This is a genomic window from Anoxybacillus tengchongensis, assembly GCF_014201585.1.
In the GTDB taxonomy this organism is placed as follows: Bacteria; Bacillota; Bacilli; order Bacillales; family Anoxybacillaceae; genus Anoxybacillus; species Anoxybacillus tengchongensis.
Genome location: NZ_JACHES010000004.1, coordinates 164,192 through 182,997, shown reverse-complemented (window position 1 = coordinate 182,997; position 18,806 = coordinate 164,192). Strand labels below are relative to the sequence as shown.

Sequence of the window (18,806 nt, the reverse complement as noted above, 5' to 3'; positions counted from 1 at the left end):
ATAAAGGTGGAAGCGATGAACTATTATACGATCTCCCAACTGGCTGAGCAGTTTGATATTAGCACACGAACGATTCGCTATTATGAGGAACGTGGGCTCATTTCACCCATTCGCACCGATTCGGGCCAGCGATTGTATACGAAAAAAGACCGAGCGGTGCTAAAGCTCATTTTACGCGGCAAACGGTTCGGTTTTTCGTTAGAAGAAATCCATGAAATGATTAGTTTGTTTGACAATGATCGCACCGGTCGAAAACAACTGGAAAAAACAATTGCATACGGTGAGCAAAAGTTAAAGGAGGTGACGGAGCGGATTGAGGACTTAATGCAGTTAAAACAAGAAATGGAGTCAATTTTGGCGGATTTTCGTGAACGATTACAAAAATTGGAGGAAACCGAATGAACATTTCTGAGTTGTTAGCGCGCAATGCACGAAAGTTTCGGAACAAAGTAGCACTAATTGATGGTGACGTGTCGCTTTCTTATCAAGAAGTAGACGATACAGTCAATCGGCTCGCTTCTTCGCTTGCTTCACTTGGCATCAAACGAGGCGATAAAGTCGTATTATATATGCCAAATACGAAAGAATTTGTATATGCGTATTTTGCCGTCTTGCGCCTTGGCGCGATCATCGTACCAGTCAATGCGCGGTTAACAGCGCAAGAAGTACAATACATTATCGAACATAGCGAAGCAAAAGCAGTGATCGCACACGATTGGATTTATCAGGAACTTGCCTCGCTTGTTCGTACGGTTGACGTCATTTGGGTGAAAACAGGGGAAGCGGCAGACGGTTGGCGTTCGCTCACGCAACTCATTGCAACCGGCGATGCTTCCCCAATTGTTTGTCCGTTGAATGAAGATGACGAAACGACGATTTTATACACATCCGGAACGACTGGTAAACCAAAAGGAGTGTTGTTTACAGCGCGTAATATTTTCGCTGTCGCAACGATGATGGCGCTAGAGACGAAAATGGATAAGCATAGCCGCCTGTTGCACATGATGCCACTCAGCCATTCCGCACCGCTTCATTTATTTTTTGGCGGCGGTATGTACGTCGGGGCCACCCATGTGTTATCACCAACGTTTTCCCCGGAAGCATTGTTACAACTAATCACGAAACACGAAATTACCCACTTTTTCGGAGCGCCAGTCGCTTATTTACTTACCGCAAAACATTCACGTCTTCACGAATACGATTTATCGTCCGTCCAATATTGGACGTATGGCGGCGCACCGTTGTCGGCAAATGAAGTGCAATTTGTCGCTAAACAGTTTCGTACGAATCGACTGATGTGTTTGTATGGATTAACGGAAGCTGGACCGAACGGAACGTATTTATCACCGGAAGAACATGCGACAAAGGCAGGAAGTGTTGGCAAAGATGCCGCCCTTCATTGCGAAGTAAAAATTGTCGACGAACACGGCAAAGAAGTTCCGCCTGGCGAGGTTGGTGAAATCATCTTAGCTGGAGAAGGAACAATGAAAGGCTATTATAAAGACGAAGAAAAAACAGCGGAAACGGTAAAAAACGGCTGGCTATATACAGGCGATTTAGCGCGCCGTGACGAAGACGGGTACATTTGGATCGTTGATCGGAAAAAAGATATGATCATTTCTGGCGGGGTGAACGTTTACCCGAAAGAAGTGGAAGATGCGCTAAAGCTACACCCAGCGATTGTTGATGTGGCAGTAGTTGGTGTGCCTCATCCGGAATGGGGGGAAACGGTCAAAGCGTTTGTTGTCACGACAGAGCCGATCGAGCAGCTTGCTGAAGAATGTAAACGTTTTCTCTCTAGTCAACTTGCAGACTATAAAATTCCAAAACTATACGAAGTCATTCCTGAACTCCCGCGCAATGCGACAGGAAAAATATTAAAACAAGTATTGAGAGGGATGCATAATGAAACAGCTACGAGAAGTTGATCCGAACTTATTTGCCAATTTAAAAAAATATTTAGATAAAGAGTTTTATGTGTACGCAGAAGAAGAGTTAGAGAAGTTTTGGCAACGCTGTATGACCGATATCGACCGGCGCGCGGTACATACGGATCGCGAAGGACAGCCGCGGCTGATCAAATACGACCGCTTTGGCAACGACATTTCCGAAATATGGGTGAACGAAGGGTACAAACAAACAGTAAAAGAAACGTACGAAACGGGGATTGTCGGCTATGTCCATAAGCCGATTCCTGCGCTTGGCCGTGTTGGCAACTACATTTATTCATATGCGCAGGGCTATTTGCTATCGCAAGTCGAACCAGGGTTTTATTGCCCGGTGACGTTAACAATGGCGACTGCATATGTATTAGAGCATTTTGCGGATGAACGAATCAAAGCGAAATATTTGCCGCACGTCATTTCTACTGGCGAAGTCGAGCTGTATGAAGGAGCGACGTTTTTAACGGAGCGGCAAGGCGGTTCGGACGTTGGCGCCAATGAAGTGCGCGCTGTTTTATGCGGTGATCATTATGAAATTTACGGAGAAAAATATTTTGCTAGCAACGCCGGCATGTGCGGGGTTGCGTTAGTGCTTGCCCGCATCGCCGGAAGCGAGGCGGGGACGAAAGGGCTTAGTTTATTTTTAGTACCGTGGCGCAACGACGATGGCACATTAAACGGCATTCACATTCGGCGTTTAAAAGATAAACTTGGTGTTCGCGCTGTGCCGTCGGCGGAAGTCGTATTTGAAGGGGCAAAAGCTTATTTAATTGGCGATGCAAAAAAAGGGTTTTATTATATGATGGAAGCGCTTAATTTATCGCGCGTCTGCAATGCCGTCGCTTCGATTGGCATTATGAAGCGGGCGCTAGAGGAGGCGAAGCAATACGCAGTCAATCGTCAAGCGTTTGGGCATACACTTACATCGTATCCGATGGTAAAAGAAACATTGGCGAACTTAACGGCGCGCCAAGAAGTACAAACGAGCGCTTGTTTTGAGCTCATTTCCTTTTTTGACCGTGTGATGCGCACGCCAGGGCAAGCATCTGAACAAGAGAAAGCATGGAACCGCTTGTTAATTGCGCTTTTAAAAATGCGAACAGCAGAAGAAGCGATTGCATTTGCCCATGAAGCGATTGAAATGCACGGCGGAAACGGCTACATTGAAGACTTTGTCACCCCGCGCTTGCTTCGCGATGCCCAAGTATTGACCGTCTGGGAAGGAACAGCAAACATTTTAGGGCTTGAAGTGCTGCGCCTCATCCGTAAATATCGCGTCCATGAAACGTTTATTCAAACAATAAGCGAGCAACTCGCTGCACTCCCTGGCGAAATACGCGCATTTGCTACACCGGTCGAAAGCGGGCTGAACGAACTCATACAATCGCTAAAACAATTGCACGGTCAACGAGAAGACGTACAAACGTATCACGCCAAAAAAATCGCCAACCGCCTTTGTGACTTGTATTTAAGCGTCGTCGCGTTAAAAGAAGCGGAAGAAAGCGAACGAAAACAAATCATCGCCCGCCTTTTCTTACAGCATATTTGGGGATGCGATTTATTTGATCAAGAGATGCTAGCTGTCCATTATTTTGATGTGATCATGAGTGAAACGAAAGAAGTGGGAGTATAATAAGCCGGCAATAAGCCGGCTCATTGATTTTTTAATATGTTTTGAATGTTAGGAGACAAGTATAAGTTATTTTTAGTATTTGGTACAGAGATTATTGGTGATTTCGGTGGATTTGAGCAAATACAGTTATCTCTTAAGTTAATCGGAATGACACATAAAAAGGCATATACAAATAATAAGCGTTTGTGCGACTTCATCACGTCTATATCCTCAATAGCAACAAAAATATCATGTATGTGTTCACATTGAAGGACTGTAATACTAAGTGGGGTCGAAAGTTCGACTACTGAGATCGTATGGTTGGTTGTTTCGTAATTTATTCGAAAATGTTTTTTTCCTAAAAAAATCAATTTTTTTCCTGTGGGAGTTTGTAATGCCTTTTTTCGATCCATAGATATAGAGATAATTACTTCAATTGTACGCAAATGAGGTGGTTGAGGAGGATGAAGAACGATAGAATCAGTTTCATAAAGGAAAAATGGAGTGCAACCGATTGGATACAAATGATCAGGTGTAATTCCTATTTTTTTCATCATTCTCATCCTCCTGTAGTTTTTTATTCATCATCGTCTTCGTTACAACAAGGGCATACATAGTCTTTATTTTTATATTGATGATTTTCATAGCATGTATTATGACGTTTTTTACAATGTTTTTTTTGAGGTGTGTAATGGCAAGAACAATGGAAGTTAATTCTATAATGGTGACAACGATTTGGACAATGATTGTAATAAGGAAGATGCTGTTGTGAACAACATTGGCTGCCGACATATATGTGAATATGTTTTTTTCCCACTTTTTCACCTCCCTCTCGCGTTATTTATATTATGAAGAAGATTAAAAATGGTAAGGGCAGAAGTTGATTAGGAGCAACATTTTTCTTCTTCCGTAACAACTAGACACACAACTTTACAAATGTGCACTTTTCGAGCTGTTTCATGGAAAATGTGCATATCTTCAAGAAAACCTTCGACTTTTACGTTTGATAAACAAACATCTGAAGGTAATATGACCATTTCACAAAATGAAGTAGATGCGTGAAATGTATGCACAGGTTGATCAAGTTTTCTCGCTGTGTACATAATGATCTGTTTGATATGACCATTTACTAGGATTTTAGTATCATATGGGGATCGGATGATTTTTGCGTCATGAATATGGATGGTAGCCATGACTTTTATAACTTTTTCGATATCTGGCTTTATTTTTGGGACGATTAGTTTTTCAGTTACAGTGAATTGCTTATAGGTGAGTGGACAGGATGGAAATTCATCCCTTTCTGCAATTCCAACATAAATGGTTAGGCGTTCATGATCAAATTTCATATACTCTCCTCCTCTCGTTATTTTTTTCGTATGTGTAAGGGTACTAATTTGCGCGTGTCCTTTGATAAAAATAAAAGTATTATCTCATATACCTACAATCGGGAAGTTTAACTTCATTTTTTTCGACTGTCGAAAATTAAGAATTGATCATGTTAACGCTACACTTATATAGAGAAATGCAGCCCTTACATAGAAAGGATGCCCACAACGGGACATCCTTCATATTTTGTTTAACGCAATATAGATTGTAATGACGGATTGAGTGATGTATATAAGAATAAAATTACACACTTATGAACTGTGCGAGGATCAGTTAAGTTTATTTCAACATCTTCGATAAAAACTTGCACAGGTCCGGCAAGAATATTGTTAATAGATAAGCCAACAGAAGCAAGAAGTTGGTTAACTGTAACGCCAGCAGGGATGTTAAGTGGAATGTTGATAAAAGAGCAAAATGGTTGTTCAAAGTGAGCGGAATGAACAGATTGTTGTGGAACGTTAGCTGTATAAATAATTTTTTGACGTAATACCCCTTCGACAACAACTTTTACACCGATGGGGGTGAAAATATTACGCGTACCTGTAATGACCGCTTCAATTAACAATGTATTGATTTGCTCCACATCTGGTTTTGCGGCAGGAATCGTTAACTTTTCTTGAACCGCGATTTGATTGTTTGGATTTAACGGACCGACAAAAGGGAATTCAGATGGAGGGGTAATACCAATAATTTGAACAAAGTTATTTAATACACCATCATTCATAAAACATTCATCCTTTCTTTTATTTAGCATTGTGCAATTGTTAATGTTAAACCTGTTAATGGGATAGAGAGTACGACAAGATTTGTAATTGGATCACGAAGTTGTAGTGTAACAGTTCCTGCAGTAGCGTTAATTGTCAACGTGAAGTTTAATACACCTGATAATAAACCGAGTACGCTACCGGTACCAGATACAGTAAGGACATTGTTTTCACACAGTACTTGAGTAATTTGAGAGCTATTCACATTCAAACTAATTGTGCCTAGCAGTGGAACAGTGACATTTAAGGAAATTCCGTTATTTGTCGGATTGCATCCTTCACACAAACTAATATCTAAAGAAACGTCCGCAGTAACCCCCAAGCCGTTTAATGTAATATCCACACCATTAGCTGTTAATGTGTCAACGAATGAACAGTCACACGAAGAAAGAAGAGGTTTTATTGTTGTGTAGGCAAACAATACGACACATTTGCTAATTGTTCTAGGATCTAACATTTGTATTTCTACATCTTCAATTAACACTTGTACAGGACCATCTAAAATATCATTTAAAGAGAGACCGAGAGATGACAAATATTGTTGGACAGTGAGACCTTGTGGAACGTCTAAAGGGATGTTAATAAACGCACAAAAAGGATGTTCAAAATGGGCAGAATGAACAGATTGCTCCGGAACATCAGCTGTATAAATGACTTTTTGCCGTAATACACCATCAATAACTACTTTTACTCCTACAGGCGTAAAAATATTTTTTGTTTCCGTAACGACCGCTTCAATTAATAATGTATTCACTTGTTCCACATCTGGTTTTGCATCTGGGATTGTTAATTGTTCTTGAACAACAAACTGCGTATGTGGATTTAAATTTCCTATAACAGGAAATGTGGAAGGGGAGGCAATTCCGATGATTTGGACAAAATCCCTTAAAAAACCATTATTCATGTTATTGATCGCTCCTTTGTTTTATATGACTTAATACAATACTATGTATATTGAAGTAAAGAGTAGGTTGATTGGATATTCATGTAAATTTGTAAAAATGGTTTGGTATCCTCTAAAATGTTTTAAGGTATTCGTTAACGGTGAATGCTCCCCTGACAAATCCATTTGTCTGGGGAGCGGTGTTGTTCGATTGCTCGAGAATCGAAAAAATCATGATTGCTCAGATTAAAGCTACAAAGTACATCTATATAACAAGGATAGGTGATCATTCATTCTTTTTTCTTTAATTGAGCAAAACAAACACCGCTAAAAAATGAGCAACAGTTCCCCCTAATACAAACAAGTGCCAAACCGCATGGTGAAATTTAAATCCTCGCCATACGTAAAAAATTGCACCGATCGTGTATAAAATCCCACCAATGACTAAATAGACGACACCTTCCAACGAAAGGCTAGAAATGAGCGGTTTCCATGCAAACACAACCAACCAGCCCATCACCACATAAATGATTGTCGATGTATATAAAAAGCGATTGACGAAAAAGCATTTAAATACTGTCCCGACAAATGCCAGACCCCAGACGATGCCAAATAACGTCCAACCAATCGCACCTTTCACTGCTAAAAATAAAAACGGCGTATACGTACCTGCGATAAAAAAGTAAATCGCCGAATGGTCGAAAATTTCAAACAACCGTTTCCAGCGTCCTTCCGGCAACGCGTGCACAATTGTCGACGACAAATACAAGAGAAGCATCGTGCTACCAAACAGCGCAACGCTCACAACGTGCCATGCGTTTCCGTTTAGTGATGCAAAAACGGTAAGCACAACGAGCGCTACAATGCTAAATACCGCTCCAACCCCATGAGTAATCGCATGAACGATTTCTTCTTCTTTCGTAAATGTGTGCGTAAAAGCCAATGATTTCATTCCTTTCGTTAAAGACATTTTATTTATTCTACCACATATACATACATATCGTACATTTTTATTCATTATTGTTTTTGCTCGCGATATAATGGAAAAAAAAGAGAGGTGAGGACGATGCAAATACAGGTAGAAAGGCAACGTAAGACAAAAAAGTGGCTTGTACCATCGTTTATTGGTGTGTTGTTACTTGCGGCGATTGCGTGTGTTGCCATTTCGATTTACGTCGGCTGGAATTTGACGCATAAAGAGCGAAAAGCGGTCGTAGAAACGCCAGCAGCTTACGGTATGGCTTATGACAATGTTACGTTTATAAGCAAAGATGGCGGATTGAAGCTGAAAGGTTGGGTGATCGAGCCGACAAAACGAGCGAAAATGACCGTTATTTTTTCGCACGGTTATGGCGGCAATCGCTACGAGCCGAACGTGCCGTTTTTGCCAATTGCTAAAGCACTAACAGACGAAGGATATCGCGTCATTATGTTTGATTTTCGCGCAAGCGGCGAATCAGAAGGAGATATGACAACGATTGGCGCGAAAGAAAAATATGATTTGCTTGGTGTGATTGAATATGCGAAACAACACTACTCCGAACCGATTGTTCTGTATGGAGTTTCCATGGGAGCAGTAACGTCGATTTTAGCCGCGGGAATGGATAAAGATGTGAAGGCGGTTATTGCGGACAGTCCGTTTAGCGATTTAGAAGGATATTTGCGGACATATATGCCTGTATGGACAAACTTGCCGAACGTGCCGTTTACGTATTTAATCATTACCCTTATTCCGATGATTACCGATTTAGACCCAGCGGAGTCGGTGCCGATCAAAGCGGTCGATGCAATTGCCCCACGCCCGATTTTATTTATTCATAGTAAAGCCGATCCGTCCATTCCATACAAAGAAAGCGTAAACATGTACAACAAACATCCGGACGTATTTGAACTTTGGCTCACCGAAAAAGCGAAACATGTGAAAAGTTTTGACATGTATAAAGAGGAATATATTCATAAAATGTTAGCATTTTTAGAAAAGGTACGAAAATAAAATTCTGAATATTCATTGACTTTCAACAAAAAGATGAGTATGCTTGTAGTAAATTTGAAAAATAGAGAGGGGAAAGAAGATGAGTGTAGTTGAGCAGAGAAGAGGGTATTTTGGAGAGTTTGGCGGAAGTTTCGTACCGCCGGCGTTGCAGGAAGCGTTAGACTATTTAGAAGCGCAGTTTTTAAAGTGCAAAGATGATCCCACATTCCATGAAGAGTTTACGTTTTATTTAAAAGAATATGTGGGGCGTGAAAGTTCGCTTACATTTGCCTCAAGGTTGACTGAGGAGCTTGGTGGAGCGAAGATTTATTTAAAACGAGAAGATTTAAACCATACCGGTTCTCATAAAATTAACAACGTCATCGGGCAAATTTTATTAGCGAAAAGAATGGGAGCCAAACGTATCATTGCTGAAACAGGAGCTGGACAGCATGGTGTAGCGACAGCGACAGCTTGTGCGATGTTTGGAATGGATTGTGTCATTTATATGGGGGAAGAAGATACGAGAAGGCAAGCGCTGAACGTTTTTCGAATGGAGTTGTTAGGGGCGAAAGTTGTTCCTGTAGCAAAAGGGCAAGGAAGATTAAAAGATGCAGTCGATGAAGCGTTAAATGACTATGTCCAAAATTATGAACATACATTTTATTTGCTTGGTTCAGCTGTTGGGCCACATCCGTATCCGACGATCGTAAAACATTTCCAATCTGTCATTAGTGAAGAAAGTAAGCGACAAATGATTGAAAAAGAAGGACGTTTGCCTGATGTTGTGATCGCTTGTGCGGGTGGTGGTAGCAATGCGATTGGTGCTTTTGCACATTATATCGACGAACCGAGTGTACGTTTAATCGGAGTCGAACCAGAGCAAGCGGCAACGTTGACAAAAGGTGTCCCAGCGATTATTCACGGCTTTAAATGCCTCGTTTTGCTTGATGAAGAAGGAAATCCGCAACCAACATATTCAATTGCTGCTGGGCTCGATTATCCAGGAATCGGACCGGAACATAGCTTTTTAAAAACGTCTGGTCGGGCAGAATATTATACAGTCACAAACGATGAAGTATTAGAAGCATTTCAAACACTTTCAAAAACGGAAGGGATCATTCCTGCGCTAGAAAGTGCTCACGCAGTTGCGTACGCCATGAAACTAGCTCCGACGCTCGATCGCGATCAAATCATTATCGTAAACTTATCAGGTCGCGGAGATAAAGATGTCGAGCAAGTATTTCATATGTTAAAAGGTTAGTCATAAAAAGCGTCGTTCCCACAACGTGGAACGACGCTTTTATCGTTATAACATATACAGATCTCCCTCTGTGCGTACGGTGCGCCCGAGTCGGTAATCAGGTCGTTCATGGATGTAGGCGATATCTTGTTTTGTGGCCATTTCTCCGCGGATGTGAGCAATTTCGTGTCGCACTGCATCGTGAATACGCCGTTGTTGTAGCTGATTGTTCCGAACAGCTTTGATCATTGCGGTATTTTCTTTCATTTGTTCTTTCAATCAAGGAATATCTTCATTTTGCTTATTCACTTTTGTTTTTAATTCAATAATTTCCTGTTTCATTGTTTGAAACTTTTGCTCGATCCATTGCACGTTTTCGGATACGTTTTGAACGAGGTTAACGAGTTGGAGGAGAAGCTGTTCTGGTATGCTTGTTCACAGCTCTTTTATATGAAAATGTATGACATGTCCAAAAGAAAAGTGACAAAGAGGACCGCGTGGAAATGCCTTTAACCTTTAACATCATCATATCATGATTCGACAAAACATTTTCAGCATTAGCTTATTTTGTCGTACGTGTAGCATACATACGCTCTTTTGCCACTTGTAAAAGCTGTTGCAATTGTTCTCCTTCGACTGGATATGTGGCATAGCCAGCGAGAAAAGATATGGGACTATTTTTTTTAATCCGCTCAATCATTGTAGATGGTTTCGCACCGTTTTCGACAGCGATAATTAAGTATTGATCGTTTGACCATTTAGCTACGATATCGCTTTTTCGAGTTTCTTCAACTAATAGCTGTTCAAATGCGGTTTGTTGTTGAGGATGACTATCTGTTTTTGTTTGAAGTAAGTAAATCGTTAAGCGACTATCTGGATCGCGATCAACTAATGCAGCGATTTTTTCAAATGTACTTGTAGCAAAGTCTTTGGTTTTTAATTGATATATTAAATCTTTTACGCAAACTTTTCTGTCATAGCGATTACCAAAATAAATGCCAATAATCGTTTGAAACACATAAAAACCAATGACAACATATAACTCTGTTCCATGTAGTTGTGTTAAATCAATCGTATCGCTCATGGCTATTGCTTCCGAAAATAAGACAAGTTGGCTAATGAATAATCCGATTGTTTTCCCGATATGTTTTTTAAACATATACTTCACCTCCCTTTATACTATGGTGGAATATATGTATTGGGTTGGACGAATATTAGAAAAAGACAAAAAGGGCGAGACAATCGCCCTTTTTGCATTAAAAGATAAAGTGTGCAATGAAAACGATAATAGGCAATGTAATGAGTGTACGAAGAAGGAAAATGACAACTAAATCCTTAAACGTAATTGGTAATTTTGATGCAAGAAGTAATCCGCCTACTTCAGACATATAAATCAGTTGTGTGACAGAAACACAAGCGATAACGAAGCGAGTAAATTCGCTTTCAATGCCACTACCGATAATAGCTGGTAAAAACATATCTGCGAAGCCGACGACCATCGTTTGTGCAGCCGCTGATGCTTCTGGCACTTGTAGGAGAGTCAAGATTGGTACAAACGGTTTACCAAGCCATTCAAACACCGGTGTTGTTTCAGCAATGATTAATGCGACCGTTCCAATGGCCATAACGACCGGTAAGACACCTAACCACATATCGATAACCGTTTGTACACCGTTTTTCAATAGTTTTCCTATATTGCTATTGCGTTGTGCGACTTCCACCGCTTGTTTTAATCCCCATTGAAAAGGTGTGTACCCAGCTGGTATTGTTTCATCAACTGGTACGTGATGTTCATGGTAATATGTGTCTGGCTTTTTTGATAATGGAGGGATGCGTGGCATAATGATCGCTGCTACAAGACCAGCAACAACGATCGTAAAATAGTACGCACCAAACATATGTTCAAGTTTCATATACGTGATAACAACGATACTAAATGTAATTGATACAACAGAAAAGGTTGTTCCGATTACTGCCGCTTCCCGCTTTGTGTAAAAGCCATCTTCATACTGCTTATTCGTTAATAATACGCCGATTGTTCCATCCCCTAACCAAGAAGCAATACAGTCAATGGACGAGCGGCCAGGCAGTTTAAATACCGGGCGCATAATTTTCGTTAAAAGTGCACCGCATAATTCGAGTAAGCCGAAATCTAAAAGTAAAGGCAAAAACAAGCCAGCAAACAAAAAGACAGAAAACAAAATAGGAATTAAGCTGTACAATAGCAACGCACCTGTATTTTCTGACCATACCCATTCTGGACCGATTTTCCATAACGTCATCGCTCCTAAAATCGTTCCAACTATGCGAGCGGTAACAAATAGACCATTGACATCAAATAAACGACGAAGAAATGGGCTGTTCATTATGAAAGAAGGATAAGCGATTTTGGCAATGATCGTGCCCATGGTAGCGATAAACATAAATAAAACGGAAATCGTTGGAATGGCTGAGCTAAAGTTTCCTTCTACCCATTTTGCTAGAATGGCTACAGGAATCGTCATTTCACCTTCATAAGGAACAGGAATCATAAACAAAAATACACCAATAAGCGATGGGACGAGAAACTTAAGTACGTCAGATAAGCGACGTCGTTGAGTATGTTTTTGTGCAACATTCATCTTCTGAAACCACCTTCCATTTTATGTTTTGAAAACGGATACATAACATTACTACTATCGTAATATAAAAATAAAAATAGTCAATATAACAAAATGATTCAGAAATCTAAACAAATATTCATATGTGCATAAATATAAAACTAGATCTTTATACAAATACAAAAATATGCATCAATAACAATCGTTTTATTGTAAAATAAACAACATAAAGCATAATAAAACAAAATTGATATATAATCAATCATTTTTTTGTATAAACGTTCAAATTCGAAATTTTTCGTTTTTCTTTGCACATTGATGCGTGTATTTTTTTTTCTTATGCGATATGATAAGCAAAAATAAGTAAAGGAGAGACGGGTGATGTGGCATTATGCGAAACCAATTGTCGTTGTAAGTGAATGTCTTGGTTTTTCTCCTTGTCGATATAACGGTGATCAACTGAATGATGAAGTCGTCCACAAACTATGGCCATTTGTTCAATTTATTCCTGTATGTCCAGAGGTGCGAATCGGACTTGGTACGCCACGAGAGACAATCCGACTCGTTAAAGATGGAGAAAATGTTCGGCTCGTTCAGCCGTCAACTGGAATGGATATTACCGAGCAAATGAATGAGTTTTCTTTTTTATTTTTAAACCAATTGTTAGATGTAGATGGCTTTATTTTAAAAAGTCGGTCACCGTCATGCGGGATAAAAGACGTCAAAATATACAGTAGCAAGCAAAAAGGACCTGCCGCAGGAAAAGGGAGCGGTATGTTTGCTGAACATGTATTACGAATGTTTGGCTATAAAGCTGTGGAAGAAGAGGGACGATTAACGAATTTCGTTATTCGAGAGCATTTTTTAACGAAGTTATTTACACTTGCTTTGTTTCGAGAGGTGAAACAGACAAAATCACACCATCGTCTCGTTGAATTTCACGCTGAGTATAAATATTTGTTTATGGCTTATCATCAACAAAAATTGAAAAAATTAGGAAATATTGTTGCTAACCAAGCACGTTTACCGATAGAAGAGGTATTTTTGCAATATGAACAAACATTATATGAGTTGTTTGCGCGGCGCTCACGCCGAAATTCGAACATTAATGTTTGTCAACATATGATCGGTTATTTTAAACATGAATTAAGTAGTGAGGAAAAACAGTATGTTCATGAGTTGTTAGAAAAATATCGAGTAGGCAAGCTACCGTTAAGCAGTATAACAACAGTTATTCGCTCATGGGCGATTCGCTATCAAAACGAATATTTATTGAAACAACGATATTTTCAACCTTATCCGGAGCCATTACTTGATGTGACGGACTCAGGAAAAGGAAGAGATTATTGAAAAAGCGACAAAGAATTATCCTTGTCGCTTTTTTGTAATGATATAATATATCGGGATACCAGATAACGTAACAACAATCGATAAAAACGTATCTAGCGGTGCGTGGAGTACCGTACTCATAATAATATATGCTGTGCCGGCAAGAGCAACGATCGGAGTAAATGGATAAAGTGGCACTCGATATAATTGTTCGTTAGATGGTGATGATTTTCGTAATAAAAATACTGCATAAAAAGCAAAGCCGTAAAATAAAAAGACACTAAAAATAGCAATGTCCGTTAAGCGATCGGCATTACCAAGTAACATCATGACAATCGCAATAGTAATTTGCATTAACGTTGCAAATACAGGCGTGCGCCACTTTGGATGAATACGAGAAAAATAACGGGAAAACGGAAATAACCTATCTGTTGCCATCGCCAATGGCATGCGAGGAAATGTAAGAACTTTTCCATTTAAACAGCCGAAAATAGAAATTAAAATACCAATAGCAATTAATTTTCCGCCGAATGCCCCAAATAAAATGGTTGCTGCTTCGCTTGCTGCGTTTGGACCGAGCGCAACAATTTCATCGGCACGAAGGACATGAAGCAATGCAACATTCACAGCCACATAGGCAAACATGACAATAAGAATACCGGTGATAATAGCTTTTGGTAACGTTTTTGCCGGATTTTTCATTTCACCAGCAACAAATCCAACGTTCATCCATCCGTCGTACGCCCACAATGTTGCTAAAACTGCTGCCCCCATGCTGATCGCTTGGCTACTGCCACTATCCATACCGAAGATCGGCACGTTTCCTTTTACGACTCCGAAGATAATAATAAGAAAAATAGGTAATAGCTTTGCCGCAGTTAACACGCTTTGGACGATTCCACCAAATTGTGAGCCGAGCATATTAATGACAGATAAAAATAAAACAGCGATGATTCCGATCCAAAGTTCACTTTCCTTTGGCAGTGCAAAAATCCCTGCAAATAACGCTCCAAAATACAACCCTAATGCACCGATGACGGCAGGACCGTAAATGATCGTTTGCACCCATCCACATAAAAAGCCCCAAAACCGTCCGTACACTTTTTCGATATATACATACAACCCGCCTGTTTCAGGAATTTTTGCACTTACTTCTGCAATCGTCAATCCGCTTGCTAATGTAATAATCCCTCCAATGACCCAAGCGAGAAGAGCAAGTGTTGAGTTGCCCGTTGCTCCGATGACAATCGCAGGTTTCATAAAAATCCCAGAACCGATGACAGTGCCAATGACGATCGCTGTTGCTGTAATGAATCCAATGCTTCGTTTCAATTGTGTGTTTGTCATTCTGTTCACTCCTAAAGGACAAATGTTTTTTTATATCGAACAATCGCTATTATAGCATGAGATGAAGAAAAACTTCTTTTTTTGAAAATTAAAATATTGACATCGTGAAAAGAAAAGAATAAGATAAAACTAAATTTGGTTTAAAGAAACTTTTTTAACTCAAATCATCATTGTTTACTTATCCCACACATCACGTCGTTTTATGCTAATGCATATGATGGGCGAGTAAACAAATTTTTTTCGCTAAGTTTTGTGTTAAGGAAACTTTTATATCCTGATGCAAATTTGGAGGAGGAAGCATATGAAAAAGTGGATGATCATATGGACCGCTTTGTTATTGTTATTTGGATGCGAAACAAAAGAGAATAAAAAAGATGTCATCTATGTCGTCGCAACGACAGGGCAAATTGCTGATCTTGTTAAACATGTCGGGGGAGAATATGTTCACGTGGAAGCGCTAATGGGGCCAGGGGTAGATCCTCATTTGTATAAAGCGACGCAAGGAGATATTCAAAAATTAAGTCAAGCAGACATCATTTTTTACAATGGACTTCATTTAGAAGGAAAACTCGGAGAAATATTTACGAAAATGTCAAAAACGAAAAAAGTCGTCGCAGTAAGTGAAGAGATTCCGAAAGAGAAGTTAATTGAAATAGATGGAGTATATGATCCGCATATATGGTTTGACCTTGATTTATGGAGTTACGCTGTACAGATGGTAGGAGACGAATTAAGTGCAATGGATCCGAAACATAAACAAATATACGAAGAACGAGCGGAAGCATATGAATCTCAACTTATGCAATTAAAAGAAGAAGCGAAAAAAGAGATGAACGCCATTCCGAAAAAACAGCGCGTCTTAATTACAGCACACGATGCTTTTCACTATTTTGGCCGCGCGTATGATATTGAAGTGCTTGGTTTACAAGGGCTAAGCACAGATGCTGAATACGGGCTAAAAGATGTGCAAGAGCTTGTTGACTTTATTGTTGATCGAAATATTCAAGCTGTATTTGTTGAAAGTAGCGTATCGAAAAAAGCGATTGAAGCAGTTGTCGAGGGCGCAAGACAACGTGGTCATCACGTTTCGATCGGTGGAGAACTATTTTCAGATGCCCTTGGGCGAGAAGGAACAGAAGAAGGAACGTTTATTGGCATGTATCGTTATAACGTCAAAACGATTGCACAAGCATTGAAGGGGGAATGACGATGAATCCGCTAGTTGTTGAACAGGTAACAGTTGCATATGATCGACAACTTGTATTAGAAGATGTATCATTTTCTGTTCCAGAAGGGAAGTTAGTCGGAATTATCGGTCCAAACGGCGCAGGAAAATCAACGTTAATGAAAGCGATGTTAAATTTTATTCCGCGTATGCATGGAAATGTTTTCGTATATGGTAAGCCGTATGAAAAGCAACGTCATCTTGTCGGATATGTTCCACAACGAAATTCTGTCGATTGGGACTTTCCGACGAATGCCCTTGATGTTGTATTAATGGGGCGATACGGTCATATTGGATTGTGGAAACGACCACGAAAAGAAGATGTGGATATTGCTATGCAATGTTTAGACAAAGTCGGAATGTTACCATATGCGAAAAGACAAATTAGCCAATTATCTGGCGGACAGCAACAGCGTGTATTTTTGGCGCGTGCGCTTGCGCAAGATGCATCCGTTTATTTTATGGATGAACCGTTTGTTGGAGTCGATGCCGCAACAGAAAAAGCGATTGTCCAACTGTTAAATGAATTAAAAATGCGTGGAAAAACAGTATTAGTCGTTCATCATGATTTGCAAACGGTGCGAGATTACTTTGATTACGTTTTATTGTTAAATAAACGCGTCATTGCATTTGGCGAGACGGAAAGTGTATTTACGTACGATCATATTCAAAAAACGTATGGTGGAAAGGTCACTTTCCTCTCTGCGGCACATATCGTGGGGTGAATCGCGTATGGACATTAATGTTCAATGGGTATTTACAAGCATGGCTTTGCTCGGATTGGCGAGCGGAATGATTGGTACGTTTGCATTGCTGAAGAAACAAAGTTTAATAGGAGATGCGATGGCACATGCTGCGCTTCCAGGAATTTGTATCGCTTTTCTTCTCTACGGACAAAAATCGCTTCTCGTCTTTCTAATTGGTGCTGCTTGCTCAGGGTATATCGCTACAGTATGTATTCAATTTATTGTAAAACATACGCGCATTAAAGAAGATGCCGCCATCGGCATTGTATTATCCGTATTTTTTGGTTTAGGTATTGTGTTATTAACGTGGATTAATCAACATGAAGGTGGAAATCAAAGTGGAATTAACGACTTTTTGTTTGGAAAAGCAGCGTCGTTGACTGGAAGCGATGTGAATGTGTTAACGGTAACGGCTATAACTATGATTACCACGATCCTCGTTTTTTTCAAAGAGTTTAAAATTATTACATTTGATCGGGCGTTTGCGCAAGGGATCGGTGTGCCGGTGTCACTGTTGAACGGTGTGCTTATGTTTTTAATCGTTTCCGTTGTTGTGATTGGTTTACAAGCAGTTGGAGTTGTGTTAATGTCTGCGCTGTTAATTACGCCCGCGCTGGCTGCAAGATATTGGACAGAAAAGCTCGAGTGGATGATGTGGTTAGCAGGAGGATTTGGTGCTTTGTCAGGTGTTGCCGGAGCATATATTAGTTTGATTGCATATGTTCCTACTGGTCCGCTTGTCATTATTTTTGCGACAATGTTGTTTATTTGTTCGTTTTTATTCGCCCCTAAACGCGGCTTATGCAGCAAAATGATTCGTCGTTATATTCAAAGACGAACGTTGCGAGCTAAACAACTCTATAAGCGAGGGGAACAAGCATGAGCTATACGATTTGGATTTTATTCACCGCAGCTCTTGTCGGAATTAATTGTGGATTAGTTGGTACATTTCTCGTCTTACGAAAAATGTCGATGCTGTCTGATGCGATCAGCCATAGTGTGTTGCTAGGGATTGTAGGCGCATATATGGTGAGCCATCAGCTGCAAGGGGTGTCTATGCTCATCGGTGCCTTGCTTGTTGGATTGCTAACGACATTTCTCGTTCAATTGTTGCATCAAAAAGGGGTACAAAGCGATGCTGCTATCGGTGTTGTGTTTACATGTTTGTTTGCTATTGGGGTTGTTCTGATTTCCTTATTTGCGGATCGCGTCCATTTAGACGTTGAACACGCTTTAATGGGGGAGATTGCATTTGTGCCGTGGGATGTGCTTGAAGTTGGCGGAAAAAGCATCGGTTCGAAAGCCGTTTGGTTGCTTGGATTTGTTTTAGCAATCAATATATTTGTCATTGTTTTTGCTTATAAAGAGTTAAAAATTAGCTCATTTGATAGCGAAATGGCTGTAACGCTTGGGATTCCAGTCGTGTTTATTCATTACGTATTAATGGGGATGTTGTCGCTGACGACCGTTGCTTCATTTGATAGTGTTGGAGCAATTTTAGTTGTAGCCATGCTTATTGTACCAAGTGCAACGGCCTACTTATGGACGGATCGACTAAGCGTGATGCTTATATGTAGCGCACTAATTGGTGTTTTATCGTCGGTGATCGGTTACATGGGGGCAACAGCATTCAATGTGTCCATTTCAGGAGCGATTGCAGTGGCGACAGGTGTCCTCTTTTTTATCTCTTTATGGATTGCACCAAAACATGGGTTATTGCGAAAATGGTTAAAAAAATCTCCTGCCTAGGCAGGAG

General features: G+C 40.1%; 18 protein-coding genes and 1 pseudogene. 10 read left to right on the top strand and 9 right to left on the bottom strand.

Annotated features, from left to right (window positions below):
* Window positions 1-15: 15 nt before the first annotated feature.
* Genes HNQ82_RS06430 through HNQ82_RS06420 form a run of 3 tightly spaced genes read left to right on the top strand, consistent with a single transcriptional unit; the run spans window position 16 to window position 3,576 of the window.
* Window positions 16-402, top strand: a complete 387-nt coding sequence (locus HNQ82_RS06430) for a MerR family transcriptional regulator (RefSeq protein ID WP_183248147.1) — start codon at window positions 16-18, stop codon at window positions 400-402.
* The gene (locus tag HNQ82_RS06425) at window positions 399-1,928 is read left to right on the top strand and encodes a class I adenylate-forming enzyme family protein (protein WP_183248145.1); all 1,530 of its coding nucleotides are present in this window, start codon (window positions 399-401) and stop codon (window positions 1,926-1,928) included. Before HNQ82_RS06430 ends, HNQ82_RS06425 begins: the two co-directional genes overlap by 4 nt.
* Window positions 1,906-3,576 carry an acyl-CoA dehydrogenase family protein gene (locus HNQ82_RS06420; RefSeq protein WP_183248143.1) on the top strand — a complete coding sequence of 557 codons (1,671 nt, stop codon included), beginning with the start codon at window positions 1,906-1,908 and terminating at the stop codon, window positions 3,574-3,576. Before HNQ82_RS06425 ends, HNQ82_RS06420 begins: the two co-directional genes overlap by 23 nt.
* A gap of 20 nt (window positions 3,577-3,596) precedes the next feature.
* Here HNQ82_RS06420 and HNQ82_RS06415 read toward each other — a convergent pair whose 3' ends face one another.
* The 5 genes from HNQ82_RS06415 to trhA all read right to left on the bottom strand — a co-directional run bounded on the left by HNQ82_RS06415 (window position 3,597) and on the right by trhA (window position 7,531).
* On the bottom strand, window positions 3,597-4,112 hold the full coding sequence (locus HNQ82_RS06415; protein ID WP_183248141.1) for a hypothetical protein: 516 nt from the start codon (window positions 4,110-4,112) through the stop codon (window positions 3,597-3,599).
* Window positions 4,113-4,439: 327 nt separating this feature from the next.
* Entirely contained in the window at window positions 4,440-4,901 is a 462-nt protein-coding gene (locus HNQ82_RS06410; RefSeq protein ID WP_183248139.1) for a DUF3794 domain-containing protein, read from the bottom strand.
* A 230-nt stretch (window positions 4,902-5,131) separates the two neighbouring features.
* Window positions 5,132-5,665 (bottom strand): DUF3794 domain-containing protein, encoded by a 534-nt coding sequence (locus tag HNQ82_RS06405; RefSeq protein WP_183248136.1) that lies wholly within the window; start codon window positions 5,663-5,665, stop codon window positions 5,132-5,134.
* 23 nt (window positions 5,666-5,688) lie between these two features.
* Entirely contained in the window at window positions 5,689-6,609 is a 921-nt protein-coding gene (locus tag HNQ82_RS06400; protein WP_183248134.1) for a DUF3794 domain-containing protein, read from the bottom strand.
* Window positions 6,610-6,892: 283 nt separating this feature from the next.
* The gene (gene trhA, locus HNQ82_RS06395; protein ID WP_183248132.1) at window positions 6,893-7,531 is read right to left on the bottom strand and encodes a PAQR family membrane homeostasis protein TrhA; all 639 of its coding nucleotides are present in this window, start codon (window positions 7,529-7,531) and stop codon (window positions 6,893-6,895) included.
* Between the two features lie 123 nt (window positions 7,532-7,654).
* On the opposite strand from trhA, the gene HNQ82_RS06390 reads away from it, so the two are divergent.
* Together HNQ82_RS06390 and trpB are read left to right on the top strand one after the other, a co-directional pair.
* Window positions 7,655-8,581 (top strand): alpha/beta hydrolase, encoded by a 927-nt coding sequence (locus tag HNQ82_RS06390; RefSeq protein WP_183248130.1) that lies wholly within the window; start codon window positions 7,655-7,657, stop codon window positions 8,579-8,581.
* 79 nt (window positions 8,582-8,660) lie between these two features.
* A complete protein-coding gene (trpB, locus tag HNQ82_RS06385; RefSeq protein WP_183248128.1) occupies window positions 8,661-9,824 on the top strand; it encodes a tryptophan synthase subunit beta in 1,164 nt (387 codons plus the stop codon).
* Window positions 9,825-9,869: 45 nt separating this feature from the next.
* Here trpB and HNQ82_RS06380 read toward each other — a convergent pair.
* The 3 genes and pseudogenes from HNQ82_RS06380 to HNQ82_RS06370 all read right to left on the bottom strand — a co-directional run bounded on the left by HNQ82_RS06380 (window position 9,870) and on the right by HNQ82_RS06370 (window position 12,424).
* Window positions 9,870-10,232, bottom strand: a pseudogene (locus HNQ82_RS06380) (hypothetical protein).
* Between the two features lie 133 nt (window positions 10,233-10,365).
* Window positions 10,366-10,962 carry a nucleotidyl cyclase domain-containing protein gene (locus HNQ82_RS06375; protein WP_183248127.1) on the bottom strand — a complete coding sequence of 199 codons (597 nt, stop codon included), beginning with the start codon at window positions 10,960-10,962 and terminating at the stop codon, window positions 10,366-10,368.
* A 97-nt stretch (window positions 10,963-11,059) separates the two neighbouring features.
* Window positions 11,060-12,424, bottom strand: a complete 1,365-nt coding sequence (locus tag HNQ82_RS06370; protein WP_183248126.1) for a YjiH family protein — start codon at window positions 12,422-12,424, stop codon at window positions 11,060-11,062.
* A gap of 360 nt (window positions 12,425-12,784) precedes the next feature.
* Between HNQ82_RS06370 and HNQ82_RS06365 the strand changes: the two genes are divergently transcribed.
* Window positions 12,785-13,753 carry a YbgA family protein gene (locus HNQ82_RS06365; protein WP_183248125.1) on the top strand — a complete coding sequence of 323 codons (969 nt, stop codon included), beginning with the start codon at window positions 12,785-12,787 and terminating at the stop codon, window positions 13,751-13,753.
* A 15-nt stretch (window positions 13,754-13,768) separates the two neighbouring features.
* Here the strand turns inward: HNQ82_RS06365 and HNQ82_RS06360 are convergent, their stop codons facing one another.
* Entirely contained in the window at window positions 13,769-15,079 is a 1,311-nt protein-coding gene (locus tag HNQ82_RS06360) for an APC family permease (RefSeq protein WP_183248124.1), read from the bottom strand.
* 301 nt (window positions 15,080-15,380) lie between these two features.
* On the opposite strand from HNQ82_RS06360, the gene HNQ82_RS06355 reads away from it, so the two are divergent.
* Genes HNQ82_RS06355 through HNQ82_RS06340 form a run of 4 tightly spaced genes read left to right on the top strand, consistent with a single transcriptional unit; the run spans window position 15,381 to window position 18,799 of the window.
* Window positions 15,381-16,286: a metal ABC transporter solute-binding protein, Zn/Mn family gene (locus HNQ82_RS06355; RefSeq protein ID WP_183248123.1), complete on the top strand. Its 906-nt coding sequence runs from the start codon at window positions 15,381-15,383 to the stop codon at window positions 16,284-16,286.
* A 2-nt stretch (window positions 16,287-16,288) separates the two neighbouring features.
* Window positions 16,289-17,029, top strand: coding sequence for a metal ABC transporter ATP-binding protein (locus HNQ82_RS06350; RefSeq protein ID WP_183248122.1), 741 nt, complete (start codon window positions 16,289-16,291; stop codon window positions 17,027-17,029).
* Between the two features lie 7 nt (window positions 17,030-17,036).
* The gene (locus HNQ82_RS06345) at window positions 17,037-17,933 is read left to right on the top strand and encodes a metal ABC transporter permease (RefSeq protein WP_183248121.1); all 897 of its coding nucleotides are present in this window, start codon (window positions 17,037-17,039) and stop codon (window positions 17,931-17,933) included.
* Entirely contained in the window at window positions 17,930-18,799 is an 870-nt protein-coding gene (locus tag HNQ82_RS06340) for a metal ABC transporter permease (RefSeq protein WP_183248119.1), read from the top strand. Before HNQ82_RS06345 ends, HNQ82_RS06340 begins: the two co-directional genes overlap by 4 nt.
* Window positions 18,800-18,806 lie beyond the last annotated feature (7 nt).

Coding starts and splice junctions, on each gene's coding strand:
- HNQ82_RS06345 (WP_183248121.1), top strand. CDS start 17,037: ATGGACATTAATGTTCAATGGGTATTTACAAGCATGGCTTTGCTCGGA.
- HNQ82_RS06415 (WP_183248141.1), bottom strand. CDS start 4,112: ATGATGAAAAAAATAGGAATTACACCTGATCATTTGTATCCAATCGGT.
- HNQ82_RS06430 (WP_183248147.1), top strand. CDS start 16: ATGAACTATTATACGATCTCCCAACTGGCTGAGCAGTTTGATATTAGC.
- HNQ82_RS06400 (WP_183248134.1), bottom strand. CDS start 6,609: ATGAATAATGGTTTTTTAAGGGATTTTGTCCAAATCATCGGAATTGCC.
- trpB (WP_183248128.1), top strand. CDS start 8,661: ATGAGTGTAGTTGAGCAGAGAAGAGGGTATTTTGGAGAGTTTGGCGGA.
- HNQ82_RS06420 (WP_183248143.1), top strand. CDS start 1,906: ATGAAACAGCTACGAGAAGTTGATCCGAACTTATTTGCCAATTTAAAA.
- HNQ82_RS06340 (WP_183248119.1), top strand. CDS start 17,930: ATGAGCTATACGATTTGGATTTTATTCACCGCAGCTCTTGTCGGAATT.
- HNQ82_RS06360 (WP_183248124.1), bottom strand. CDS start 15,079: ATGACAAACACACAATTGAAACGAAGCATTGGATTCATTACAGCAACA.
- HNQ82_RS06370 (WP_183248126.1), bottom strand. CDS start 12,424: ATGAATGTTGCACAAAAACATACTCAACGACGTCGCTTATCTGACGTA.
- HNQ82_RS06375 (WP_183248127.1), bottom strand. CDS start 10,962: ATGTTTAAAAAACATATCGGGAAAACAATCGGATTATTCATTAGCCAA.
- HNQ82_RS06350 (WP_183248122.1), top strand. CDS start 16,289: ATGAATCCGCTAGTTGTTGAACAGGTAACAGTTGCATATGATCGACAA.
- HNQ82_RS06365 (WP_183248125.1), top strand. CDS start 12,785: ATGTGGCATTATGCGAAACCAATTGTCGTTGTAAGTGAATGTCTTGGT.
- HNQ82_RS06425 (WP_183248145.1), top strand. CDS start 399: ATGAACATTTCTGAGTTGTTAGCGCGCAATGCACGAAAGTTTCGGAAC.
- HNQ82_RS06390 (WP_183248130.1), top strand. CDS start 7,655: ATGCAAATACAGGTAGAAAGGCAACGTAAGACAAAAAAGTGGCTTGTA.
- HNQ82_RS06410 (WP_183248139.1), bottom strand. CDS start 4,901: ATGAAATTTGATCATGAACGCCTAACCATTTATGTTGGAATTGCAGAA.
- HNQ82_RS06355 (WP_183248123.1), top strand. CDS start 15,381: ATGAAAAAGTGGATGATCATATGGACCGCTTTGTTATTGTTATTTGGA.
- HNQ82_RS06405 (WP_183248136.1), bottom strand. CDS start 5,665: ATGAATGATGGTGTATTAAATAACTTTGTTCAAATTATTGGTATTACC.